This window comes from Ectopseudomonas toyotomiensis (assembly GCF_900115695.1).
GTDB lineage: Bacteria > Pseudomonadota > Gammaproteobacteria > Pseudomonadales > Pseudomonadaceae > Aquipseudomonas > Aquipseudomonas toyotomiensis.
Genome location: NZ_FOXK01000006.1, coordinates 371,947 through 391,518 on the forward strand (window position 1 = coordinate 371,947; position 19,572 = coordinate 391,518).

General features: G+C 62.9%; 14 protein-coding genes. 5 read left to right on the forward strand and 9 right to left on the reverse strand.

What is annotated here, in order from left to right; translation table 11 throughout:
• Window positions 1-106: 106 nt before the first annotated feature.
• Both bamC and dapA read right to left on the reverse strand, forming a co-directional pair.
• Window positions 107-1,228, reverse strand: a complete 1,122-nt coding sequence (bamC, locus tag BM186_RS14690) for an outer membrane protein assembly factor BamC (RefSeq protein ID WP_072425348.1) — start codon at window positions 1,226-1,228, stop codon at window positions 107-109.
• A gap of 16 nt (window positions 1,229-1,244) precedes the next feature.
• Entirely contained in the window at window positions 1,245-2,123 is an 879-nt protein-coding gene (gene dapA / locus BM186_RS14695; RefSeq protein ID WP_074916193.1) for a 4-hydroxy-tetrahydrodipicolinate synthase, read from the reverse strand.
• 247 nt (window positions 2,124-2,370) lie between these two features.
• Here dapA and BM186_RS14700 point away from each other — a divergent pair, with 247 nt between their 5' ends.
• A complete protein-coding gene (locus BM186_RS14700; protein ID WP_072425349.1) occupies window positions 2,371-2,928 on the forward strand; it encodes a glycine cleavage system transcriptional repressor in 558 nt (185 codons plus the stop codon).
• A 22-nt stretch (window positions 2,929-2,950) separates the two neighbouring features.
• Window positions 2,951-3,424 carry a peroxiredoxin gene (locus BM186_RS14705; protein ID WP_017679082.1) on the forward strand — a complete coding sequence of 158 codons (474 nt, stop codon included), beginning with the start codon at window positions 2,951-2,953 and terminating at the stop codon, window positions 3,422-3,424.
• 219 nt (window positions 3,425-3,643) lie between these two features.
• Here the strand turns inward: BM186_RS14705 and BM186_RS14710 are convergent, their stop codons facing one another.
• Window positions 3,644-4,708, reverse strand: coding sequence for an AI-2E family transporter (locus BM186_RS14710; RefSeq protein ID WP_074916195.1), 1,065 nt, complete (start codon window positions 4,706-4,708; stop codon window positions 3,644-3,646).
• Window positions 4,709-4,822: 114 nt separating this feature from the next.
• The gene (locus BM186_RS14715; protein ID WP_074916198.1) at window positions 4,823-5,062 is read right to left on the reverse strand and encodes a sulfurtransferase TusA family protein; all 240 of its coding nucleotides are present in this window, start codon (window positions 5,060-5,062) and stop codon (window positions 4,823-4,825) included.
• Window positions 5,063-5,170: 108 nt separating this feature from the next.
• Between BM186_RS14715 and BM186_RS14720 the strand changes: the two genes are divergently transcribed.
• Entirely contained in the window at window positions 5,171-6,604 is a 1,434-nt protein-coding gene (locus BM186_RS14720; RefSeq protein ID WP_072425351.1) for a M48 family metalloprotease, read from the forward strand.
• 212 nt (window positions 6,605-6,816) lie between these two features.
• Here BM186_RS14720 and BM186_RS14725 read toward each other — a convergent pair whose 3' ends face one another.
• The 5 genes from BM186_RS14725 to BM186_RS14745 all read right to left on the reverse strand — a co-directional run bounded on the left by BM186_RS14725 (window position 6,817) and on the right by BM186_RS14745 (window position 16,008).
• The gene (locus BM186_RS14725; protein ID WP_074916200.1) at window positions 6,817-11,658 is read right to left on the reverse strand and encodes an NAD-glutamate dehydrogenase; all 4,842 of its coding nucleotides are present in this window, start codon (window positions 11,656-11,658) and stop codon (window positions 6,817-6,819) included.
• 282 nt (window positions 11,659-11,940) lie between these two features.
• Window positions 11,941-13,245: a TRAP transporter large permease gene (locus BM186_RS14730; protein ID WP_074916202.1), complete on the reverse strand. Its 1,305-nt coding sequence runs from the start codon at window positions 13,243-13,245 to the stop codon at window positions 11,941-11,943.
• Between the two features lie 58 nt (window positions 13,246-13,303).
• Complete coding sequence (locus tag BM186_RS14735; RefSeq protein ID WP_074916204.1) at window positions 13,304-13,810, reverse strand: TRAP transporter small permease; 507 nt, start codon at window positions 13,808-13,810, stop codon at window positions 13,304-13,306.
• Window positions 13,811-13,876: 66 nt separating this feature from the next.
• Window positions 13,877-14,854: a TRAP transporter substrate-binding protein gene (locus BM186_RS14740; protein WP_074916206.1), complete on the reverse strand. Its 978-nt coding sequence runs from the start codon at window positions 14,852-14,854 to the stop codon at window positions 13,877-13,879.
• Window positions 14,855-15,063: 209 nt separating this feature from the next.
• Complete coding sequence (locus tag BM186_RS14745) at window positions 15,064-16,008, reverse strand: LysR family transcriptional regulator (protein ID WP_021489712.1); 945 nt, start codon at window positions 16,006-16,008, stop codon at window positions 15,064-15,066.
• Window positions 16,009-16,279: 271 nt separating this feature from the next.
• On the opposite strand from BM186_RS14745, the gene BM186_RS14750 reads away from it, so the two are divergent.
• Both BM186_RS14750 and BM186_RS14755 read left to right on the forward strand, forming a co-directional pair.
• Entirely contained in the window at window positions 16,280-17,503 is a 1,224-nt protein-coding gene (locus tag BM186_RS14750; RefSeq protein WP_074916208.1) for an OprD family porin, read from the forward strand.
• A 140-nt stretch (window positions 17,504-17,643) separates the two neighbouring features.
• The gene (locus BM186_RS14755) at window positions 17,644-19,527 is read left to right on the forward strand and encodes a methyl-accepting chemotaxis protein (protein WP_074916210.1); all 1,884 of its coding nucleotides are present in this window, start codon (window positions 17,644-17,646) and stop codon (window positions 19,525-19,527) included.
• Window positions 19,528-19,572: the final 45 nt, after the last annotated feature.

A 19,572-nucleotide genomic window follows, 5' to 3' on the forward strand; every position in this document is an offset into this window, starting at 1 on the left:
TTTCCGTTTCTGGCAAACAAAACAGGCGAAACCTTTGCGGGTTTCGCCCATCGATTAACGGCTGGAGCGCACTGCAGGCCGTTTTCCAACGGCCTGCAGGCGCCGGTCAGCCGAGATTATCCTGGATCAGGCTCAGCACGCGGCGCGATACGTCGGCCGGGGCAACGGTGTTGAGGTCTTTTTCCACGGTGACCTGGACGCCATCGCCAACCGGAGTCAGGCGCACCTGGTAGCGCTCGGCGCGGGCTTCGATCTCTTCCTTGCTCGGCGCGCTGCCGAACATGCGACCGAAGAAGCCTGGCTTCTCTTCGTTGATCTGAGCGCCTTCGGCCATGTTGATGTAGTACAGGCCAAGGCTGCGGTTGAGGTCGTCGACGCGCACATTGCCGAGTTCCAGCGAACGGCCGACGCCGGACCAGGCGCGGTCGAAATCGGCACCGAGGTTGAGCACCGGGTTGCCGTTGCCGTCTTCGCTCAGGCTGACGCGGCTGGGCGCATCGTAGTCGCGTGCGGCGAGCAGCGATACCGAGCCGCCCTGCTCCACGCCACGGGCCATGCTCACCAGCATTTCGTCGAGCAGTGCAGCTTCGAGGCTGGCATTGCCGCTACGGGCAGCGAAATCAACATCGGCAGTGCTGCCGGCAGAACGCTCGGCGCTGGTGACGAAGACTTCACTGGTGTTGCGCTGCACGCCCGGCTCGATGCGCACGCGCACGCGGGTTTCGGCATCCGCCGCAACGCCGGAAACGCGGCTGCTCAGACTGCGCGCCATGCTCGTGGAGAGCTCATCGAAACGCTGCCAGGAGGTGATGAACTCACCGGTTTGCGGACGCTCGCTGGCGATGCGGAAACCGTTGTCCTCGAAGAACTGACGCACCAGCGGCCAGACTTCGGCCGGCACGCGCTGGGCCACGACCCAACGCGAATCGCCACTGCGCTGCAGACTGAACTCGCGCTCGTCGGCACGTACCTGCAGGCCCTGCGGGCGCGGCACTTCGAATTCGGCCGGGGTCGCGGTGCTGCTGGCCACCTGGGCAGGCACCGGCAGCAGCGGATCGAGACGCTTGGCCTGGACATCGGCCGGCAATTGCATCGGTGCAGTCTGGCGCGCTTCCAGGTAGTCGCTGCCGCGATCACGGAAGTAGCCATTTTCACCCCAGAGCCAGCCGCAACCGCTGGTGCTGGAGACGATCAGAGCAAGGGCGGAAAATCCGGCCAGTCGCTTCATGCGTAGAATCCTTGAGTTAAGCCAATACACCGCACTGGCGCATGGCCTGGCGCAGCGGTTCGTGACAGCGCGGGCTGAGCCAGGTCAGCGGCAGACGAATACCGTCGCCCATCAGCCCCATTTCGTGCAGCGCCCATTTCACCGGAATCGGGTTGGATTCGAGGAACAGTGCCTTGTGCAGCGGCATCAGACGGTCGTTGATGGCGCGGGCGATGGCCGCCTCGCCACGCATGGCGGCGGCGCACAGGTCGCTCATGGCACGCGGCGCAACGTTGGCGGTGACGGAGATGTTGCCCTTGCCACCCAGCAGCATCAGTTCGACGGCAGTGGCGTCGTCACCGGAATAGACGAGGAAATCCTTGCTGACGCGATCCAGCACGTCCTGAGCGCGCTGCAGGTCGCCGGTGGCTTCCTTGATGCCGATGATGTTGTCGATCTTCGACAGGCGCTCGACGGTCTCCGGCAGCATGTCGCACACGGTACGGCCCGGCACGTTGTAGAGAATCTGCGGGATCGAGACGGCTTCGGCGATGTGGCGGAAATGCAGGTACAGGCCTTCCTGGGTCGGCTTGTTGTAGTACGGGGTGACCAGCAGGGCGGCGTCGGCGCCGACTTCCTGCGCGGCACGGGTCAGCTCGACCGATTCACGGGTGGAGTTGCCGCCGGTGCCGGCGATCACCGGCATACGGCCGGCAACCTGCTTGACCACGCGCTTGATCACTTCGATGTGCTCGGGCACTTCCAGCGTGGCGGACTCACCAGTGGTGCCGACCGCGACGATGGCATTGGTGCCCTCTTGCAGGTGGAAATCCACCAATTTGCTCAGGGCCTCCCAATCCAGACCACCCTGCGCATCCATGGGCGTGACCAGTGCCACCATACTGCCCGCAATCATGCAACCGCTCCTGCCGGAAAAATTGAGCCGTAATGGTACTGGTGCCACCAATCCGGCACAAGCAACGGACACGGGCTTATCAGGTCGTTTGAACACTACCTGCGTTTTTCCACGACCGGCTATCGGCGCAGGCCATCGTCCGATGCACAAGGCTTCGCCATTCCCCTCGGCGGTGCTTTTCGCTAACCTGCTGTCTTTGGTCTGCGGCTTCTCGTGCGTGGACCGTTCATCGCTTTAGGAAGGCTGCATGTCCACCCCCCCCGTTCGCGAACAATTCCTCGTCATCAGCGCTCTTGGCCGCGATGCCATGGCCCTGACCAACCTGCTCAGCCGCACCAGCCATGAGAACCGTTGTGCGGTGATCAGCACTCGCCTGAGCCGTCACGGTGAATTCAGCGCCCTGGTGCTGCAGGTGTCCGGTAGCTGGGACGCACTGGCGCGCCTGGAGTCGAGCCTGCCGCTGCTGGCCAAGAAGCATGATTTCAGCGTGGACCTGGCGCGCAGCGCCGCCGCCGAAGTGCGCCCACAGGCGCTGCCTTATGTGGCCTACGTCAGCGCCGTGTACCGCCCGGACATTCTCAACGAGCTGTGCCAGTTCTTCATCGACCACCGCGTCGAGCTGGAAGCCCTGACCTGCGACACCTACCAGGCGCCACAGACCGGCGGCACCATGCTCAACGCCACCCTGACCGTGACGCTACCAGCCGGCACGCAGATCAGCTGGCTGCGCGACCAGTTCCTCGATTTCGCCGATGCGCTGAATCTTGATGCCTTGATCGAACCTTGGCGCCCACAGAATCCCTGATAGCCGCATGCAAGGAGTTTCCATGCCCGTTGAACTCGACAAAGCCGTTGCCGACTTCCAGGCCGAGGCCACCAGTGGCCAGCAGGTAAAGCTGTCCGCCCTCAAGGGCCAGCAGGTGGTGCTGTATTTCTATCCGAAGGACGCGACCCCGGGCTGCACCACCGAGGGTATGGACTTCAGCGCTCGCTTCGAGCAGTTCAAGGCGGCCAACACGCTGATCTTCGGCGTGTCGATGGACAGCCTGAAGAAGCACGAAAGCTTCAAGTGCAAGCAGGCGTTTCCCTTCGAGCTGATCAGCGACGAAGAGCACCAGCTGTGCGATCTGTTCGGCGTGTACCAGTTGAAGAAGAACTACGGCAAGGAATACATGGGTATCGTGCGCAGTACCTTCCTGATCGACAAGGACGGCGTGTTGCGTGAAGAGTGGCGCAACGTCAAGGTCGCCGGCCATGTCGACAAGGTGCTGGCGGCCGCCGAAGCCCTGAACAAAGGCTGAGCCCCTGCCCTGCAAATGAAACGCCGCGACGGCCAATGGTGGCAGTCGCGGCGTTTTTGTTGGGAGGTGGCCTGGCTTGCCGCTCAGCCAAGCATCGTTGCAGCACATGTGTAGGAGCGGCGCCCCACCGCAAACATGGCCATTGAAAGCTTCGCCCCGGGGCGGGGCTCCTACGCAAGGCCGCGTCGGAACCCAGGCACGGCCTTTGCCATCGACGCCTTATTCGGCGGACACCGGCTCGGTACGCGGCCAGGCGTTGATCACGGCCTTGAACAGGGTCGCCAGCGGAATGGCGAAGAACACGCCCCAGAAGCCCCACAGCCCGCCGAACAGCAGCACGGCGCAAATGATCGCCACCGGATGCAGGTTCACCGCCTCGGAGAACAGCAGCGGCACCAGCACGTTGCCATCGAGCGCCTGGATGATGCCGTAGACCACCATCAGGTAGAGAAACTGATCGCTCCAGCCCCACTGGAACAAGCCGATCAGTGCCACCGGCACGGTCACCACCACCGCGCCGATATAAGGCACCACCACCGACAGGCCGACCAGCAGCGCCAGCAGCGCGGCGTAGTTGAGGCCCAGGTAAGCGAAGGCGATGTAGGTGACCACCCCGCAAATGATGATCTCGATGAACTTGCCACGGATGTAGTTGGCGATCTGCTGGTTCATTTCCTGCGCCACCTGGGTAATCAGTGAGCGCTCGCGCGGTAGGTAGCTGCGAAACCACTGGCCGATCTGCTCGCGGTCCTTGAGGAAGAAGAACACCAGGATCGGCACCAGTACCAGGTAGATCATCACGCTGACCAGCATCGGCAGGCTGGACAGGGAGAACGACAGCGCCCACTGGCCGAACTTGCCAGCTTCGCCGCGCATGCTGTCGATCAGTTGCACGACCTGCGCGTCGGTGATCAGGTTCGGGTAACGCTCCGGCAGCAGCAGGAACACCGATTGCCATTCGGCGGCCATACGCGGCAGTTCATTGAACAGCGTGCTCAACTGCTGCCAGAGCAGCGGCATCAGCACCAGCATAAACACCGTCAGGCCGCCCATGAACAGGGTGAACACCAGCCAGACCGCCGGCACCTGCGGCACCTTCAGGCGCTCCAAACCGTTGACCAGCCCCTGCATGAGAAAGGCCAGCACCAGGCCGGTCAGCACCGGCGCGAGCATGCCGCCCAGCGTCAGCACCACGGCAAAACCCAGCACCAACAGCACCGCCAACACCACCGCCTGTTCGTCGGAGAAGTAACGATGCAGCCAACTACGCAAAACCTTGACCATCAGAATTCCTTAACGCAGAGAAATGCCGGTTCTTTCACTACGCCCGCCATATGAAAAATGGCGCACGCCGCGCATGAATGACTACGGGGATATGTTTCAAGCTGCAACAGCTGTTCAGGCCTTGCGCAGCCAATAGCGGTAAATGCCTGCCTCGAGCTCTTCATGCAGCAGCGCATGCCCGGCCAGGCTGGCGAAGGCGCGAAAGTCGCGCTGCGAGCCGGCGTCAGTGGCGCTGACCTTGAGCACCGCGCCACTGGCCAGGCGATTGAGTTCGAGCTTGGCCTTGAGCAAGGGCAGCGGGCAGTTCAGCCCACAGGCATCGAGTTCAGCATCGAAAGCCGGTACGTCTGTCATCATCTACTCCTGATAGGTCGGCTAGGATACCCAAGCCGCCACAACCCTGGCCAGCGCGGTAGCTGGCCGGCTACAGTAACGCCTTTGCCTCCCGAGAGCCCTGAGTGCATGACTTTTCTGCGCCCCACCCTGCTGACGCTGGCCTGCCTGTTCGCCGCCCACACGGGTGCCAGTGACCTGCCGTCGCTAGGCGACGCCAGCTCCTCGATCGTCTCGCCCCAGCAAGAACACCAGCTCGGCCGTGCCTGGCTCGGCCTGCTGCGTGGACAGGTTTCACAACTGGACGATCCGCAACTGAAGGATTTCGTCGAGACCAGCGTCTATCGTCTGTCGGAAACCAGCCAACTGCAGGACCGCCGCCTGGAGTTCGTGTTGCTCAACAGCCCGCAGCTCAACGCCTTCGCCGCCCCCGGCGGGATCGTCGGGGTCAACGGTGGCCTGTTCCTTTATGCCCAGACCGAAGCCGAGTACGCCTCGGTCATGGCGCACGAATTGGCGCACTTGTCGCAGCGCCACTTCGCCCGTGGCGTCGAAGCCCAGCAACGCATGCAACTGCCGCTGATGGCCGCCATGCTTGCCGGTATCGTCGCCGCTGCTGCAGGTGCTGGTGATGCGGGCATCGCCACCATCATGTCGACCCAGGCCGCTGCCATTCAGGAACAACGGCGTTTCTCCCGGCAGAACGAACAGGAGGCCGACCGCATCGGCCTGGTCAACCTGGAAAAGGCGGGCTACGACCCACGCGCCATGCCGCTGATGTTCGAACGGCTGATGCGTCAGTACCGTTACGACGCCCGCCCGCCGGAATTCCTGCTCACCCACCCGGTGTCGGAATCGCGTATTGCCGACACCCGCAACCGCGCCGAGCAGTACCCGGCCACTGGCCGCGAAGATAGCTTGCGCTACCAGTTGATGCGCGCCCGCGTGCAACTGACCTACGAAGAGACGCCGGGCGTTGCGGCCAAGCGCTTTCGCGCCATGCTCGACGAGAACCCTGGCCTCGACGCCGCACGCTACGGCCTGGTACTGGCGCAGATGAAAACCGGCCAACTCGCCGAAGCCGGTGAAACCCTGGCGCCGCTGCTGAGCAAGACCCCGGACGATATCACCTACAACCTGGCGCAGATCGAGCTGGATATGGCGGCCAACCGCCTGGACGCTGCCGAGCGACGTCTGGAGCGCATGTTCACCCTCTACCCGAGCAACTACCCATTGCAGCAGGCTCGCGTCGATCTGCTGCTCAAGCAGCAACGCATCGCCGATGCCGAGCGCGCCCTGGACAATCTGCTCAAGACTCGCGCAAAGGACCCGGACGTCTGGTACCAGGTCGCCGAGGTGCGTGGCCTGAGTGGCAATACCATCGGCCTGCACCAGGCACGCGCGGAGTTCTTCGCCCTGGTCGGCGACTACAACCAGGCCATCGAGCAGCTGGACTTCGCCAAGCGCCGTGCCAGCAACAACTTCCAGCTGGCCTCGCGCATCGATGCCCGTCAGCGCGAACTCTCCGAAGAGAAGCGCCTGGTCGAACAGATGTTGCGCTGATCCGGAGCATGGCGGTGCGCACGGCGCACCCTACCCGTCGCCCATGGCAGCACCGTAGGGTGCGCTGCGCGCACCGATAACGGCGTGGTATCCCGGATGCAATCCGGGAAACGGCGCCCCCGGAATTGCATCCGAGCGACGAAAGCCTGCGAATACCGCCCCACAAAAAGAAGCCCCGCACTTGGCGGGGCTCTTTTATTTAAGCGCACGGCTCAGGCGCTTTGCGCCAGGTCCATCAGCTCGCGGTTGGCCACCGCGTACATGGCGTAGTCGGTGCCGGTTGCCGAACGCAGCTCGGCCAGCATCGCCTTCCAGCGGTCGACCAGGCGTTGATGCTGGTCGAGCCACAGGGCCACGCGCGCTTCGATTTCCTGCGGACCATCGGCCATCTGCAGCACCGACACGGTGATCGCACGCTGCTGCCAGTCCAGATCATCACGGAAGGCCTCGCGGGCCAGCGCCTGCCAGTTGTTCTCCACCGGCAGATTGGTGATCTGCTGCAGGTACCAGGACAGCTCCAGGGAGCCGCCAACGGCGAAGTAGGCAGTCGCCACTTCACTGGCATCCTTGCCAGTGACGTCCGCTGCTTCGATGATCGGCAGCAAGGTGTACAGATGACTGGTGCCGGCGACCACGCGGGCCAGCTCTTCCGGCGTGCCGGCTTCGACGAAGCTCTGATAGCGCGCCAGCCACTGCTCGCGGGCCGGGCCTTCGAGCAGTTCGTCCAGGCGGCCGACCAGCGCTTCGATGCGCGGTGCGAAATGCGCCACGTCGCGCGCGGCGTCCAGCTCGTTACGGCGGCTGCGCAGGAACCAGCGCGTGGCGCGGCGGCCCAGGCGCATCAGCTCGTCCATCAACTGCAGTTGCAGATCGGCCGAGACCTTGTAGTCCAGCGCCTCGATCTGCGACCACCAGTGCGGCAGGCGGAACAGATCACGCACTATGACGTAGGCACCGGCGACGTTGGCCGCGCTCATGCCAGTGGACTCCTTCAGACGCTGCACGAAGGTGATGCCCATGTGGTTGACCAGGTCGTTGGCGATCTGCGTGCTGACGATTTCGCGCTTGAGGCGGTGACGGCGCATGGCGTCGCCGAACTTCTCAGTGAGGATTGGCGGGAAGGCGGTCTCCATCTCGCGCGCCAGGTAATCGTCGTCCGGCACCAGGGACTTGAGCAGCGACTCCTTGAGGTCGATCTTGCTGTAGGAAATCAGCACCGACAGCTCCGGCCGGGTCAGGCCCTGGCCGTTGGTGGCGCGCTCATTGAGCTCCTCGTCCGACGGCAGGAACTCCAGGGCGCGGTCCAGCTTGCCGGCGCTTTCCAGCGCGTTCATCAGGCGCTTGTACTCGCCGACGCGCTCGCGGGCGCGGCGCTCGGCCAGGGACAGCGCCTGGGTCTGCTTGTAGTTGTTGCCGAGCACCAGCTCGGACACATCGTCGGTCATCTCGGCCAGCAGCTTGTTGCGCTGCTTCTCGGTCATGTCGCCACCAGAGACGATCTCGCCGAGCAGGATCTTGATGTTCACCTCGTGGTCGGAGCAGTCCACACCACCGGCGTTGTCGATGAAGTCGGTGTTGCTGGCGCCGCCATGCAGGCCGAACTCGACACGGCCAAGCTGGGTCATGCCCAGGTTGCCGCCCTCGCCCACCACCTTGGCGCGCAGTTCACGTCCGTCCACGCGCAGCGCGTCGTTGGCCTTGTCGCCGACGTCGGCGTGGCTTTCCTTGCTGGATTTGACGTAGGTGCCGATACCGCCATTCCACAGCAGGTCGACCGGTGCCTTGAGCAGCGCGTTGAGCAGCTCGGTGGGCGCCAGCTTGTCGGCGGCGATATCGAAGCGCGCCTTCATCTGCGGGGTGATGGCGATGCTCTTGGCGCTGCGCAGGAAGATGCCGCCGCCCTCGGAGATCAGCTTGCTGTCGTAGTCGGCCCAGCTCGAACGCGGCAAGTCGAACAGACGCTTGCGCTCGGCGAAGCTCTTGGCCGCATCCGGGTTCGGATCGATGAAGATGTGCATGTGGTTGAAGGCGGCCACCAGCTGCAGCTTGTCCGACAGCAGCATGCCGTTGCCGAACACGTCGCCGGCCATGTCGCCGATGCCGATCACGGTGACGTTGTCCTTCTGCACGTCGATGCCGCGCTCGCGGAAGTGGCGCTGCACCGAGACCCAGCCGCCCTTGGCGGTGATGCCCATGCCCTTGTGGTCGTAACCGGCCGAACCGCCGGAGGCGAAGGCGTCGCCGAGCCAGAAGCCGTACTCGGCAGCGATGCCGTTGGCGATGTCGGAGAAGGTCGCGGTGCCCTTGTCCGCCGCCACCACCAGATAGGGGTCGTCGGCATCATGGCGCACCACGTTCTGCGGCGGCACCACCTCACCTTCCTTGAGGTTGTCGGTGATGTCCAGCAGGCCGCTGATGAAGATGCGGTAGCAGGCGATGCCCTCGGCCATCACCTCGTCACGCGAGCCGCCGACCGGCATCTTGCGCGGTACGAAGCCGCCCTTGGCGCCCATCGGCACGATAACCGCGTTCTTTACCTGCTGCGCCTTGACCAGGCCGAGCACTTCGGTACGGAAGTCCTCTTCACGATCCGACCAGCGCAGACCGCCACGGGCCACGTCGCCGAAGCGCAGGTGCACGCCTTCGACGCGCGGGCTGTAGACGAAGATTTCGAACTTCGGCACCGGACGCGGAATCTCCGGAATCAGGCGCGGGCTGAGTTTGAAGCTGAAATAGGACTTGGCCGCGCCGCTGGCGTCGGTCTGGAAGAAGTTGGTACGCAGGGTGGCTTTGATCAGGTCCAGATAGCGACGCAGGATGCGGTCTTCGTTGAGCACGGCGACGTTGTCCAGCGCGGCGAGGATGGCCTGTTCAAGCTTCTGCTGCTTGTCTTCCAGATCCTCGGCGGCGAGCTTGCGCGCGAGGTAGAAACGGGTGCGGAACAGGCGCACCAGCTCCTTGGCGATGTTGGCGTGGTTGATCAGAGTCGCAGCGATATAGCTGAGGTCGAAGCCCAGGCGGATCTGCTTCAGGTAGCGCGCGTAGGCACGCAGCAGCGCCACTTCACGCCAGGGCATGGCGGCGGTCAGCACTAGGCGGTTGAATGCATCGTTCTCGGCATCGCCGCCGACGATGTGAATGAAGGCGTCCTGCAGGGTGTCGTTGAGCTGCTGGATGTCGACGTCCAGGCCTTCGGCGTAGGTGAAGGCGAAGTCGTGAATCCAGAACTCGCGGCCGTCATTGCGGCGCAGCTTGTAGGGGAACTCGCCTAGCACGCGCAGGCCGAGGTTCTCCAGAATCGGCAGCACGTCGGACAGCGGCAGCGGCGTGTCGGCGTGATACAGCTTGCAGTGCAGTTGCTGCCCTGCCTGGGCCAATGGCTGGTAGAAGCTCATCACCAGCGGTTTGTCATTGCTCAGGCTGAGCAGGTGCTGCATGTCCACCACCGCCGAGTGCGGGGCGAAACGCTCGCGGTAACCGGCCGGGAAGCCGCCGGGGAACTCGGCCAGGACGTTGGTGCCCTGGGCTTCGCCGAGGCTTTCGACCATCAGGCTGGCGTAGTCGTCCTTCCACGATCGGCAGGCCTGGATGACTTCCTTCTCCAGACGCACCGGGTCGATCTGGGTCTTGTTCTTCGGGTCGACGCGCAGGATGAACTGCACGCGCGCCAGCACCGACTCGGAGAAGAAGGTCCAGAACTCGCAATCGGTGGCCTGCAGGCGCTCCATCAGCACCTGCTGGATCTTCATCCGGGTTTCGGTGGAGTAGACGTCGCGCGGCACGTAGGCCAGGCAGTAGCAGAAGCGGCCGTAGGGATCGCGGCGCAGGAACACGCGAATCTTGTTGCGCTCCTGGATCTGCACGATGGACAGCGCGGTATTGAACAGGTCGTCCACCGGGGTCTGGAACAGGTCGTCACGCGGCAGCACTTCCAGTACCTGGGCCAGTTCCTTGCCCAGGTGGGCACTGCTGTCGAAGCCCGAACGCTGCTTTATCACGTCCACCTTGCGGCGGATATAGGGGATGTTCCATACGCTCTCGGCATACACCGCCGAGGTGTACAGGCCCATGAAGCGGCATTCCTTGACCACGTTGCCCTTGGCATCGAGCTCGCGGATGGAAACGAAATCCGGATAGGCCGGACGATGCACACGGCTCGGCACTGCAGCCTTGGCGAAGGACAACAGCTGCGGCTCGCGCAGGTAGGCCACCGCCTCAGGCTCGATGTGCAGCTCCTCGGCGGACAATCCGGTGCGCAGGCGTTTGGACAGGCCCAGCAGGGATTTCTCGTCGTAGACCATGCTGCCGCCATCGGCGGTCGGGGCGACGGTAAATTCCTCGTAACCGAGGAAGGTGAAGTGGTTGTCCAGCAACCAGTTCAGGTAGACCTTGATTTCATCCAGTTCGGCCTTGTCTACCTTGAGCTTGGCGCGATCCAGCCAGGCCAGCAGCTCGCGCGCCTTGGCCTTCATCGGCTGGAAGTCAGCGACGCTCATGCGCACATCGCTGAAGACTTCGTGGATGGCCCTCTCCAGGGTTTTCAGTTCGGCGGAGCTGGAGCAACGGTCGATTTCCAGGAACATCAGCGCTTCCTGCAGCACACCCTCGCCCTGGGTACCACGCGGGAGAATTTCCAGCAGTTGGCCATTCTTGTCACGGCGCACGCTGAACACGCTGTTCTGCAGGGTGTGGATACTGTAGCCATGGCGATTGAGCTCCATGCGCACCGAGTCGACCAGGAACGGGATGTCGCCATGCAGGATTTCCACCGCGGTGTGGGTGGACTGCCAGCCGTGCTTCTCGTAATCGGGGTTGAAAGTGCGCACCTGCGGCTTGGCGTGATCGAAATGCTCCAGCATGTGCCAGGCCGACAGGGTGCAGCCGACCAGATCAGACAAACGCCGCTGGGTCAACTCCTCGAGGGCGATGATGCCGAAGAACTGTTCGGCGAATAGGGCTACTTGTGGCAGCGCCTGCTCACTCACGTGCTGTGCCAGGGCCGCTTGCAGTTGGTGCTGGAAGTCGGCTTTGCTGGCCGCCGTAAAGAACGCCATGGTTTTGCTCCATTGGGCTGGTGGTTCGACAGGAGGTCTGGATCGCTGTCGTAAGGTGTTAGTTCAACGTTAGTCCATGAAGCGACGATGACACTTGCAAGTCGCATGCGGACCGGCGTGAAGGGAGCGACCGACTGGTCACATATAGCCAGCGAGCTTAACGAGGGATGACCCGCAACCGCTTGCGGCGCTGCGACATTTTCTTTCAAGGCTGCACCGGCACGGTGCAAAAAGAAAAAGCCATGGCCCGCCAGCGCAGCGCGAGCGGGCCAGGGAGAGAGATCAGGTGCCGCGCATCGCTTGAGGCAGCGCCAGCACGATCTGCGGGAACAAGGTGATCAGGATCGCCGCCAGCACCAGCAGGAGGAAGAACGGAAAGCTGGCACGCGCCACCGCGCCCAGGTTGCGCCCGGTGAGGTTCTGGATGACGAACAGGTTGAAACCCACCGGCGGGGTGATCTGCGCCATTTCCACCACCAGGATGACGAAGATGCCGAACCACAGCAGATCGATCCCGGCAGCCTGCACCGCCGGCAGAATCACTGCAGTGGTCAGCAGGATGATCGAGATGCCGTCGAGAAAGCAGCCCAGGGCGATGAAGAACAACGTCAGCGCCAGCAGCAACAGGTACGGCGACAGCTGTTTGGCGATGATCCAATCGGCCAGCGCCGCCGGCAGGCCGGTGAAGCTCATGGCCGAGGTCAGGTAGGCCGCGCCGAGCAGGATGAAGAAGATCATGCACGAGGTGCACACCGCGCCCATCAGGCTGGCCATGAAGGTTTCCCGGGTCAGCGACCCCGAGAGCAGCGCGATCAGCAGCGCACCGACCACCCCCACTGCCGCTGCCTCGGTGGCCGTGGCGATGCCGCCGTAGATCGAACCAATCACCGCGACGATCAGGCCCAGCACCGGAATCAGCAGTTTGGCTCGGCGCAGTTTTTCCATGAACGGCAGGCGCTCGCCCTCCTCCGGCAGCTTGCTGCGATTGCAGGCAGACCAGAGCATCAGATAACCGCTGAAAATCGCCAGCAGCAGCAGGCCCGGCAGAATGCCGGCGATGAACAGACGCGAGATCGATACCTGTGCCGCCACGCCATAGACGATCATCATGATCGACGGCGGAATCAGCAAACCTAGCGTGCCGGCACCAGCCAGCGAGCCCATGGCGATGGATTCCGGGTAGCCGCGCGACTTCAGCTCGGGCAGAGAGATACGGCCGATGGTGGCAGCGGTGGCAGCGGAAGAGCCACTGACCGCGGCGAACAGGCCGCAGCCGAACACGTTGACGTGCAGCAGCCGCCCAGGCAGGCCCCGCATCCACGGCGCCAGACCGTTGAACATGTCTTCGGAAAGACGCGTGCGATAGAGAATCTCGCCCATCCAGATGAACAGCGGCAGCGCCGTCAGTGTCCAGCTGGCACTGGAAGCCCAACTGATGGAAGCGAGGATCGAGCCGGCCGGCGCACCGCCGAACAGCTCCATGCCGATGATGCCGACGCCAAGCAATGACAGGGCAACCCAGACGCCGCCGCCAAGCAGAACGAACAGCGCCAGCAGCAGGGTGATTGTAATAATTGTGTAGTCCACGGGTTCACTCACGAATGCAGTGCGGCGATGGCCGCAATTAGGGGTCGAGCCCGCAGGCTCACTCGCTCATCGCCGTACCGGCTTCGGCAGCTTCGAAGCGTTTGCCCTGACAGCTCAGCACCAGGCGCTCGGCCATGGCCACCACCAGAATCAGCGTGCCAAGCAACATCGGCAGCTGCGGCAACCACATGGGAATCGGCAACAGACCGGACGACACTTCCTTGAACTCGTAGGACTCCAGAACGAACAACGCGCAGTACCAGGCCATATAGGTGGCGATCCCCAACCCGACCAGCGTGGCCAATACATCGACTACACGGCGACCGCCAGCGGGCAGCAGGCGCAACAGCAGTTCCACACGGATGTGCGCGCCGCGCTGCAGTGCATAGGGCAAGGCGAGAAAGCCCGACGCAGCCATCGCGTAGGCGGCGAACTCATCGGCGGCGGGCACCATGGTGCCCAGTTGGCGGGCGACGATCTGTGCCACGACGAGTACACAGATCAGGACGAGAAACACGCCGGACAACCATCCGGACAGGGTGTAGAGCTTGTGCAGTGGGGTCATTAACAACGGGCTCCCTGGTCAAGCCACGAGAAAAGCCCGCCGCAACCAGCGCGGCGGGCAGCAGAGTCACGGCTGGTAGGTGTCGAGAATCGCCTTGCCATCGGCACCAGCACGCTTGAGCCACTCATCGGTCATGCTCTGGCCGATCTGCTCGAAGCCGCTCTCCACCGCCGCCGGGGCCTGCTCGGATACCTGCATGCCATTGTCGGCCAGGGTCTTGACCAGCTCACTGGTCTTTTCCTGGGCAATCGCCCAGCCACGTTTTTCGGCACGCTCAGCAGCAGCCAGTACGGCCGCCTGGGTCGCTTCCGGCAGGCGGGCGAAGGCACGCGCGTTGACGATGACGAAGTTCTTCGGAATGAACGCCTTGACGTCATAGTAGTAGGAGGAGAAGTCCCAGGCCTGGGAGTCCACACCTGTGGTCGGCGAGGTGAGCATGCCGTTGATCATGCCGGTGCTGAAGGCTTGCGGTATTTCGCCGGTCTGGATCACGGTCGGCACTGCGCCCATCAATTCGGTCATGCGCGAAGTGGCCGGGTTGTAGGCACGAAACTTCATGCCCTTGAAGTCATCCATGCTCGCGATCGGCGTCTTGGTGAAGATGCTCTGCGGCGACCAGGGCATGGCGTACAGCAGCTTGATGCCCTGTTTGGCCAGGCGCTCTTCCACAGCCGGGCGGCTCGCGTCCCACAGGGCCTGGGCCTGCTCGTAGTTGCGCACCAGAAACGGCACGCTGTCGATTTCGAAGATCGGATCTTCGTTACCCAGCACCGACATCAGTACGTCGCCCACCTGCACCTGGCCGGTCTGTACGGCACGCTTGACCTCGGGGCGCTTGAACAGCACCGAGTTGGCGTGCACGCGAATAACCAGTTCGCCGTTACTGGCTTTTTCCACATCCTGCGCGAACTCCTTGGCCACGGTGGTGATGAAGTTGCCATCGGGATTCTCGGCGGTCATGTTCCAGCGCTCGGCGGCCTGGGCGCCGAAGCCCAGTGCGCAAGCCAGAGCGGTAATGGCGAAACGCGATGCGATGCTTTTCATGGTGCTCTCCTGTTCATTATTTTTTGTGCGCCGCAAGGCGCGGCTGGAAGACGATTTCGAGTCTCAGCGCATCGCCCTACCCTGTCCAACTAGAAAAACCGGAGGCGCATGATCGGAAATCGTTATGGGATGAAAAGGGGCGTTTTCGCGACAAACGCACCAGCAGCGGGCAGCCATTGAAGGGCCCGCAGACAGCTGAGTGGAGGTAATCAGGCGCTCTGCTGTTCCGGGGCTGGCGCGACTCGCGCCATGCAGGCCTCGCCCATTTCCTCGGCGTAGACATCCAGTGCCTCGCAGGCCAGGGCGATGATGTCTTCGCTGAGTTCCAGCCCCACGCCTGTACGCCAGGTGGCGACCACCGGCAAGGGCGGCGGCTCGGGAACCTCGTCGAGAATGGTCAGCAGGCCTTGCTTGAGTTCGTCATGCACCAGCGCTGGCGGCAGCGCGCCGATACCGAACCCGTCGCGCACCAGACGCGTCATCGCGGCGATGGAGTTGACGCAATTGATGCGTGGCGCACTGACGCTGCCGGCATGCAGCAGGTTGAGAATGTCCTGATGCGGCCGCGAATTCTTCGAGAAGGTGATGATGCGCTCACGCGCCAGCTCCTCCATCGAAGCGTAGCTGCGGTGGTACAGCGAACCGGTCGGGACGATCCAGCGCACCGGAAAGGCAGCCAGTTCCAGATTGCGCACGCTGTCGCCGTTGACCATGTCGGTCTGGAACACGATATCCAGATAGCCCTTGAGCAATTGCTCGTTGAGGTTGCGCGCGGTGTCAGCGGTCAGTTCGATCTCCACCGCGGGGTAGCGCTCCATCACCCGTGTTACGAACGGACTCAACCAGGTGTGAATGACGGTATCCATCGCGCCGACGCGAATACGCCCCTGGATGTTGCCAGTATCGCTGATCGACTGCTTCAAGGCCTGCATGGTGTCGATCATGCGCTCGGCATATTCGAGCACCTTCTGCCCTTCCGGGGTCAGCGATACGCCCTTGGAATCACGCAGAAAAAGACGTGTGCCGAGTTCATCCTCGAGCGCAGCGATACGGCTGGAAATGGACGCCTGGGTGCTGAACAGCTTCTCGGCTGTCAGGCGGAAGCTCTTGAGCCGTGCCACCCAGACGAAGGTCTCGAGAAATCTCAGATTCATGCCGTAACGCCTCTTCGCAATGTTCTTCTCAGGGGCTGATTGGCAGCGCCCACGCAGCCTCAGGCGTAGCAGGTTGTATGCCAGAGGTTTTTCGCCCAGCCGATGAATTTTCCTATCGCTGGCCCCCTGTTTTTTCTCGTTGGACGCCGCCGAACAACGCTTTGAAGAATGGCGCCGCGCTCTGCGCAGACCACAACAACATCATTCAAAACGCGCTCTGCCAAGCAGCTGCTCTCGTCGGCTGCGCGCTCCCAACAGGAGACACTGCACCATGAAACCCCATTACCCATTGGCATCCGCGCTGCTGCTCGGCGGCGGCCTGCCGAGCATCGCACATGCCGATTTCATCGCTGACAGCAAGGCCAGCGTCGAGATGCGCAACTTCTATTTCAACCGTGACTTCCGCCAGAGCGGCGCCCGTGACAAGGCCGAGGAATGGGCGCAGGGCTTTCTGCTGCGCATGGAGTCCGGCTACACCGAGGGCACCGTCGGTTTCGGTATCGATGCATTGGGGATGCTCGGTGTGAAACTCGACTCAGGTGATGGCACCGCTGGCAGCGGCCTGCTGCCGGCCGATGGCTCCGGCGGCTCGCAGGATGAGTATTCCAAGCTCGGCCTGACCGCCAAGGTGAAGGTCTCCAACAGCACACTGAAAGCTGGCGCCCTGCACTTTCGCAGCCCGATCGTCTCGGCCAATGACTCGCGTCTGCTGCCGCAGACCTTCCAGGGTGCACTGCTGAATGTTCAGGAAATCGACAACCTGACCCTGCAGGGCGGCAAGATCAACCGCATCAAGGCCAACAGCTCCACCGACTACACCGAGATGACCGGCAACCGCATCGGCGGCAGCAGTGATTCCTTCGTGTTCGGTGGCGGCGAGTACAAGATCACCCCGCAACTGACCGCCGGCCTGCACTACGGCACCCTCGAGGATATCTACCAGCAGTACTACGGCACGCTGGTGCACGTAATGCCGCTGGGCGATGGCCAGTCGTTCAAAACCGACCTGCGCTACTCGCAAAGCCGTGAGGACGGCAACTTCCGCGACCTCGACAACAAGGCCTTCGGCGCCATGTTCACCTACAGCCTGGGCGGCCACGCCGTCGGCGCCGGCTACCAGCGCATGAGCGGTGACGATCCGTTCCCGTACATCGCCAGCAGCGATCCGTTCCTGGTCAACTTCGTGCAGATCAACGACTTCGCCAACGTCGAAGAACGCTCCTGGCAGGTGCGCTACGACTACAACTTCGCCAGCATCGGCATCCCCGGCCTGACCTTCATGACCCGCTACATCTCCGGTGACAACGTCGAGGTCGCCGGCCGCAACAGCGAAGGCAAGGAATGGGAACGCAATACCGATATCGCCTACGTGGTGCAGAACGGTCCGCTGAAGAACCTGGGGCTGAAATGGCGTAACGCCACCGTTCGCTCCAATTTCGGTAACGATCTCGACGAGAATCGCCTGATTCTCAGCTACACCCTGGCGCTCTGGTAAGCACTTCAACCAGATGACGGGGCCATTACGGCCCCGTTTGCATTTCTCGGGAAGCAAGAAGGCCATAGACTTTTAATCAAGTTGTATGACAACTTGCCGATTCCTGAGAATCATCCTGAAGAAGATGGCGAGGCGTTATCGTGAGCTTTTTACTGTCCTGGCAACAAAAATTCCGCGCCCTTATCGCGCTCACCCTGATCAGCCTGATTCTGATGGCGGCCGCCTCGTTATGGGCCAACCATCGCGTCAGCAGTGCCTTACAGGCGAGGGAACAGGCGGCAGCCTATGCCAGCGCCAGTACCCAGTTGATGAACCACTGGTGGCAACAGAACGCACTGCGCCAACAGATCACCCCCGACCTGCAAGCAGCGTTCGACAACGGTCTCAATGAGCTGCAAGAACTCATCGGACAACTGTTGACGCAAGCCCAGGCACTGGAAGACGACGCCACCTTGCAACACGCCCAGCAGATCCAGGCCGTGCTACTGGAGGAACTGACCCAACAGCGCCAGTGGCTGAGCTTCAATCAAGCCCTGGGTCTGACCCCCTTCGAGGGCCAGCGTAAAACCCTGACGGAAAGAGGCAAGGCCCTGGAGGCGATCAGTTTCGACCTGATCAAACCCTTCATTACCAGTGCCCTGAGCAGCCAGCGTGACTATCTGTCGACCTTCGACCCGGCGTTCGCCCAGATTGCTCTGACGGCCATCGGCAAACTGCAGGAACAGATCGCGGATCTCGAATGGCAGGACACACCGATCGGCAAGAACGTGCAAGGCTATGCCCAGGCGTTCACTGATATCCATGGCAACATCGAGCGCATCAACGCCACCAATCAGCGCCTGCGCCAACTGGGCGAGCAACTGCAGACGCGCATCGACGAACAAGCGCAGGCGCTGCAGAGCGGCCTGTTGTTGCGCCGCACCCAGGAAGCCGAGCAGGCCCGCCTGTCCGCACTGTGGATGATGGGGCTGAGCTTCCTCGCCGTTGCCGCCCTGCTCTGCTTCACCCTGCTGCAGGCTTCGCGCACTCTGGTCAGCCGCCTGCGCAACGTCATTCAACTGCTCACTCAGGTCGCCTCCGGCGATCTCACCGGCAAGCTGCCGGTGGGCAGCAACCCGCGTGACGAATTCAACCAGTTAGCCGACGCCGCCAACCGCATGATCCAGGGCATCGGCGGTATCGTTGCCGAAGTGGTGCGTGCCAACGGCGAGCTGAGCCGCCTGCACCATCACCTGGGCGATGCCATGCGTCAGTTGGGTGACAACAGCACCCAGGTGGAAATGCAGACCGAGCAGGCCGCCTCGGCCTCGCACCAGATCAGCGCCACCCTCAACGACATGGCGCAGCGTACGGCGCAAGTCGGCACTGCCACCACCAGCGCCTACGATGCCGCGCGTAACGGCGGCGAAGTGATCGCCGCCAGCGTCGACAGCATGAGTCGCCTGGCGCAGCTGATTCAGGACACTCACAGCCAGGTCGATGCCCTCGGCCAGAGCAGCGCGCGGGTCAACGGCATCGTCGATGTGATCAACAGCCTCGCCGATCAGACCAACCTGCTCGCCCTCAACGCGGCAATCGAGGCAGCCCGGGCGGGTGACGCTGGCCGCGGCTTCTCGGTGGTGGCCGATGAAGTGCGCTCGCTGGCGCAGAAGACGGTCTCGGCAACCACCGACATCAGCGCCATCGTCGGCGAGTTCCAGCAACAGACCCGACACATGCACCAACTCATGAGCAATGGCCTGAACCTGGCCGCCGACAGCGAGCGACATGCTGCTCAGGTGGCCGACGCCATCAGCTCCATCACCTCGGCGATGGAGCGCCTGACCGGCGAGATGAACCAGGTCGTGGTGGCCATCGAGGAAGTCTCCACCACCACCGAGGACATCGCCGACAAGATGGAAACCATCAACGTGCACACCGGGCAGAGCAAGGACCTGCGCCACACCCTGGACGGCCATACCGATGGGCTGTCATCCCAGGTCGATGCACTGGGGCGCAGCGCCAGGCAGTTCCGCCTGGCCTGAGTGCTGTGAGAGCCCGGTCGCGATGCCGACCGGGCATTCGCGCAG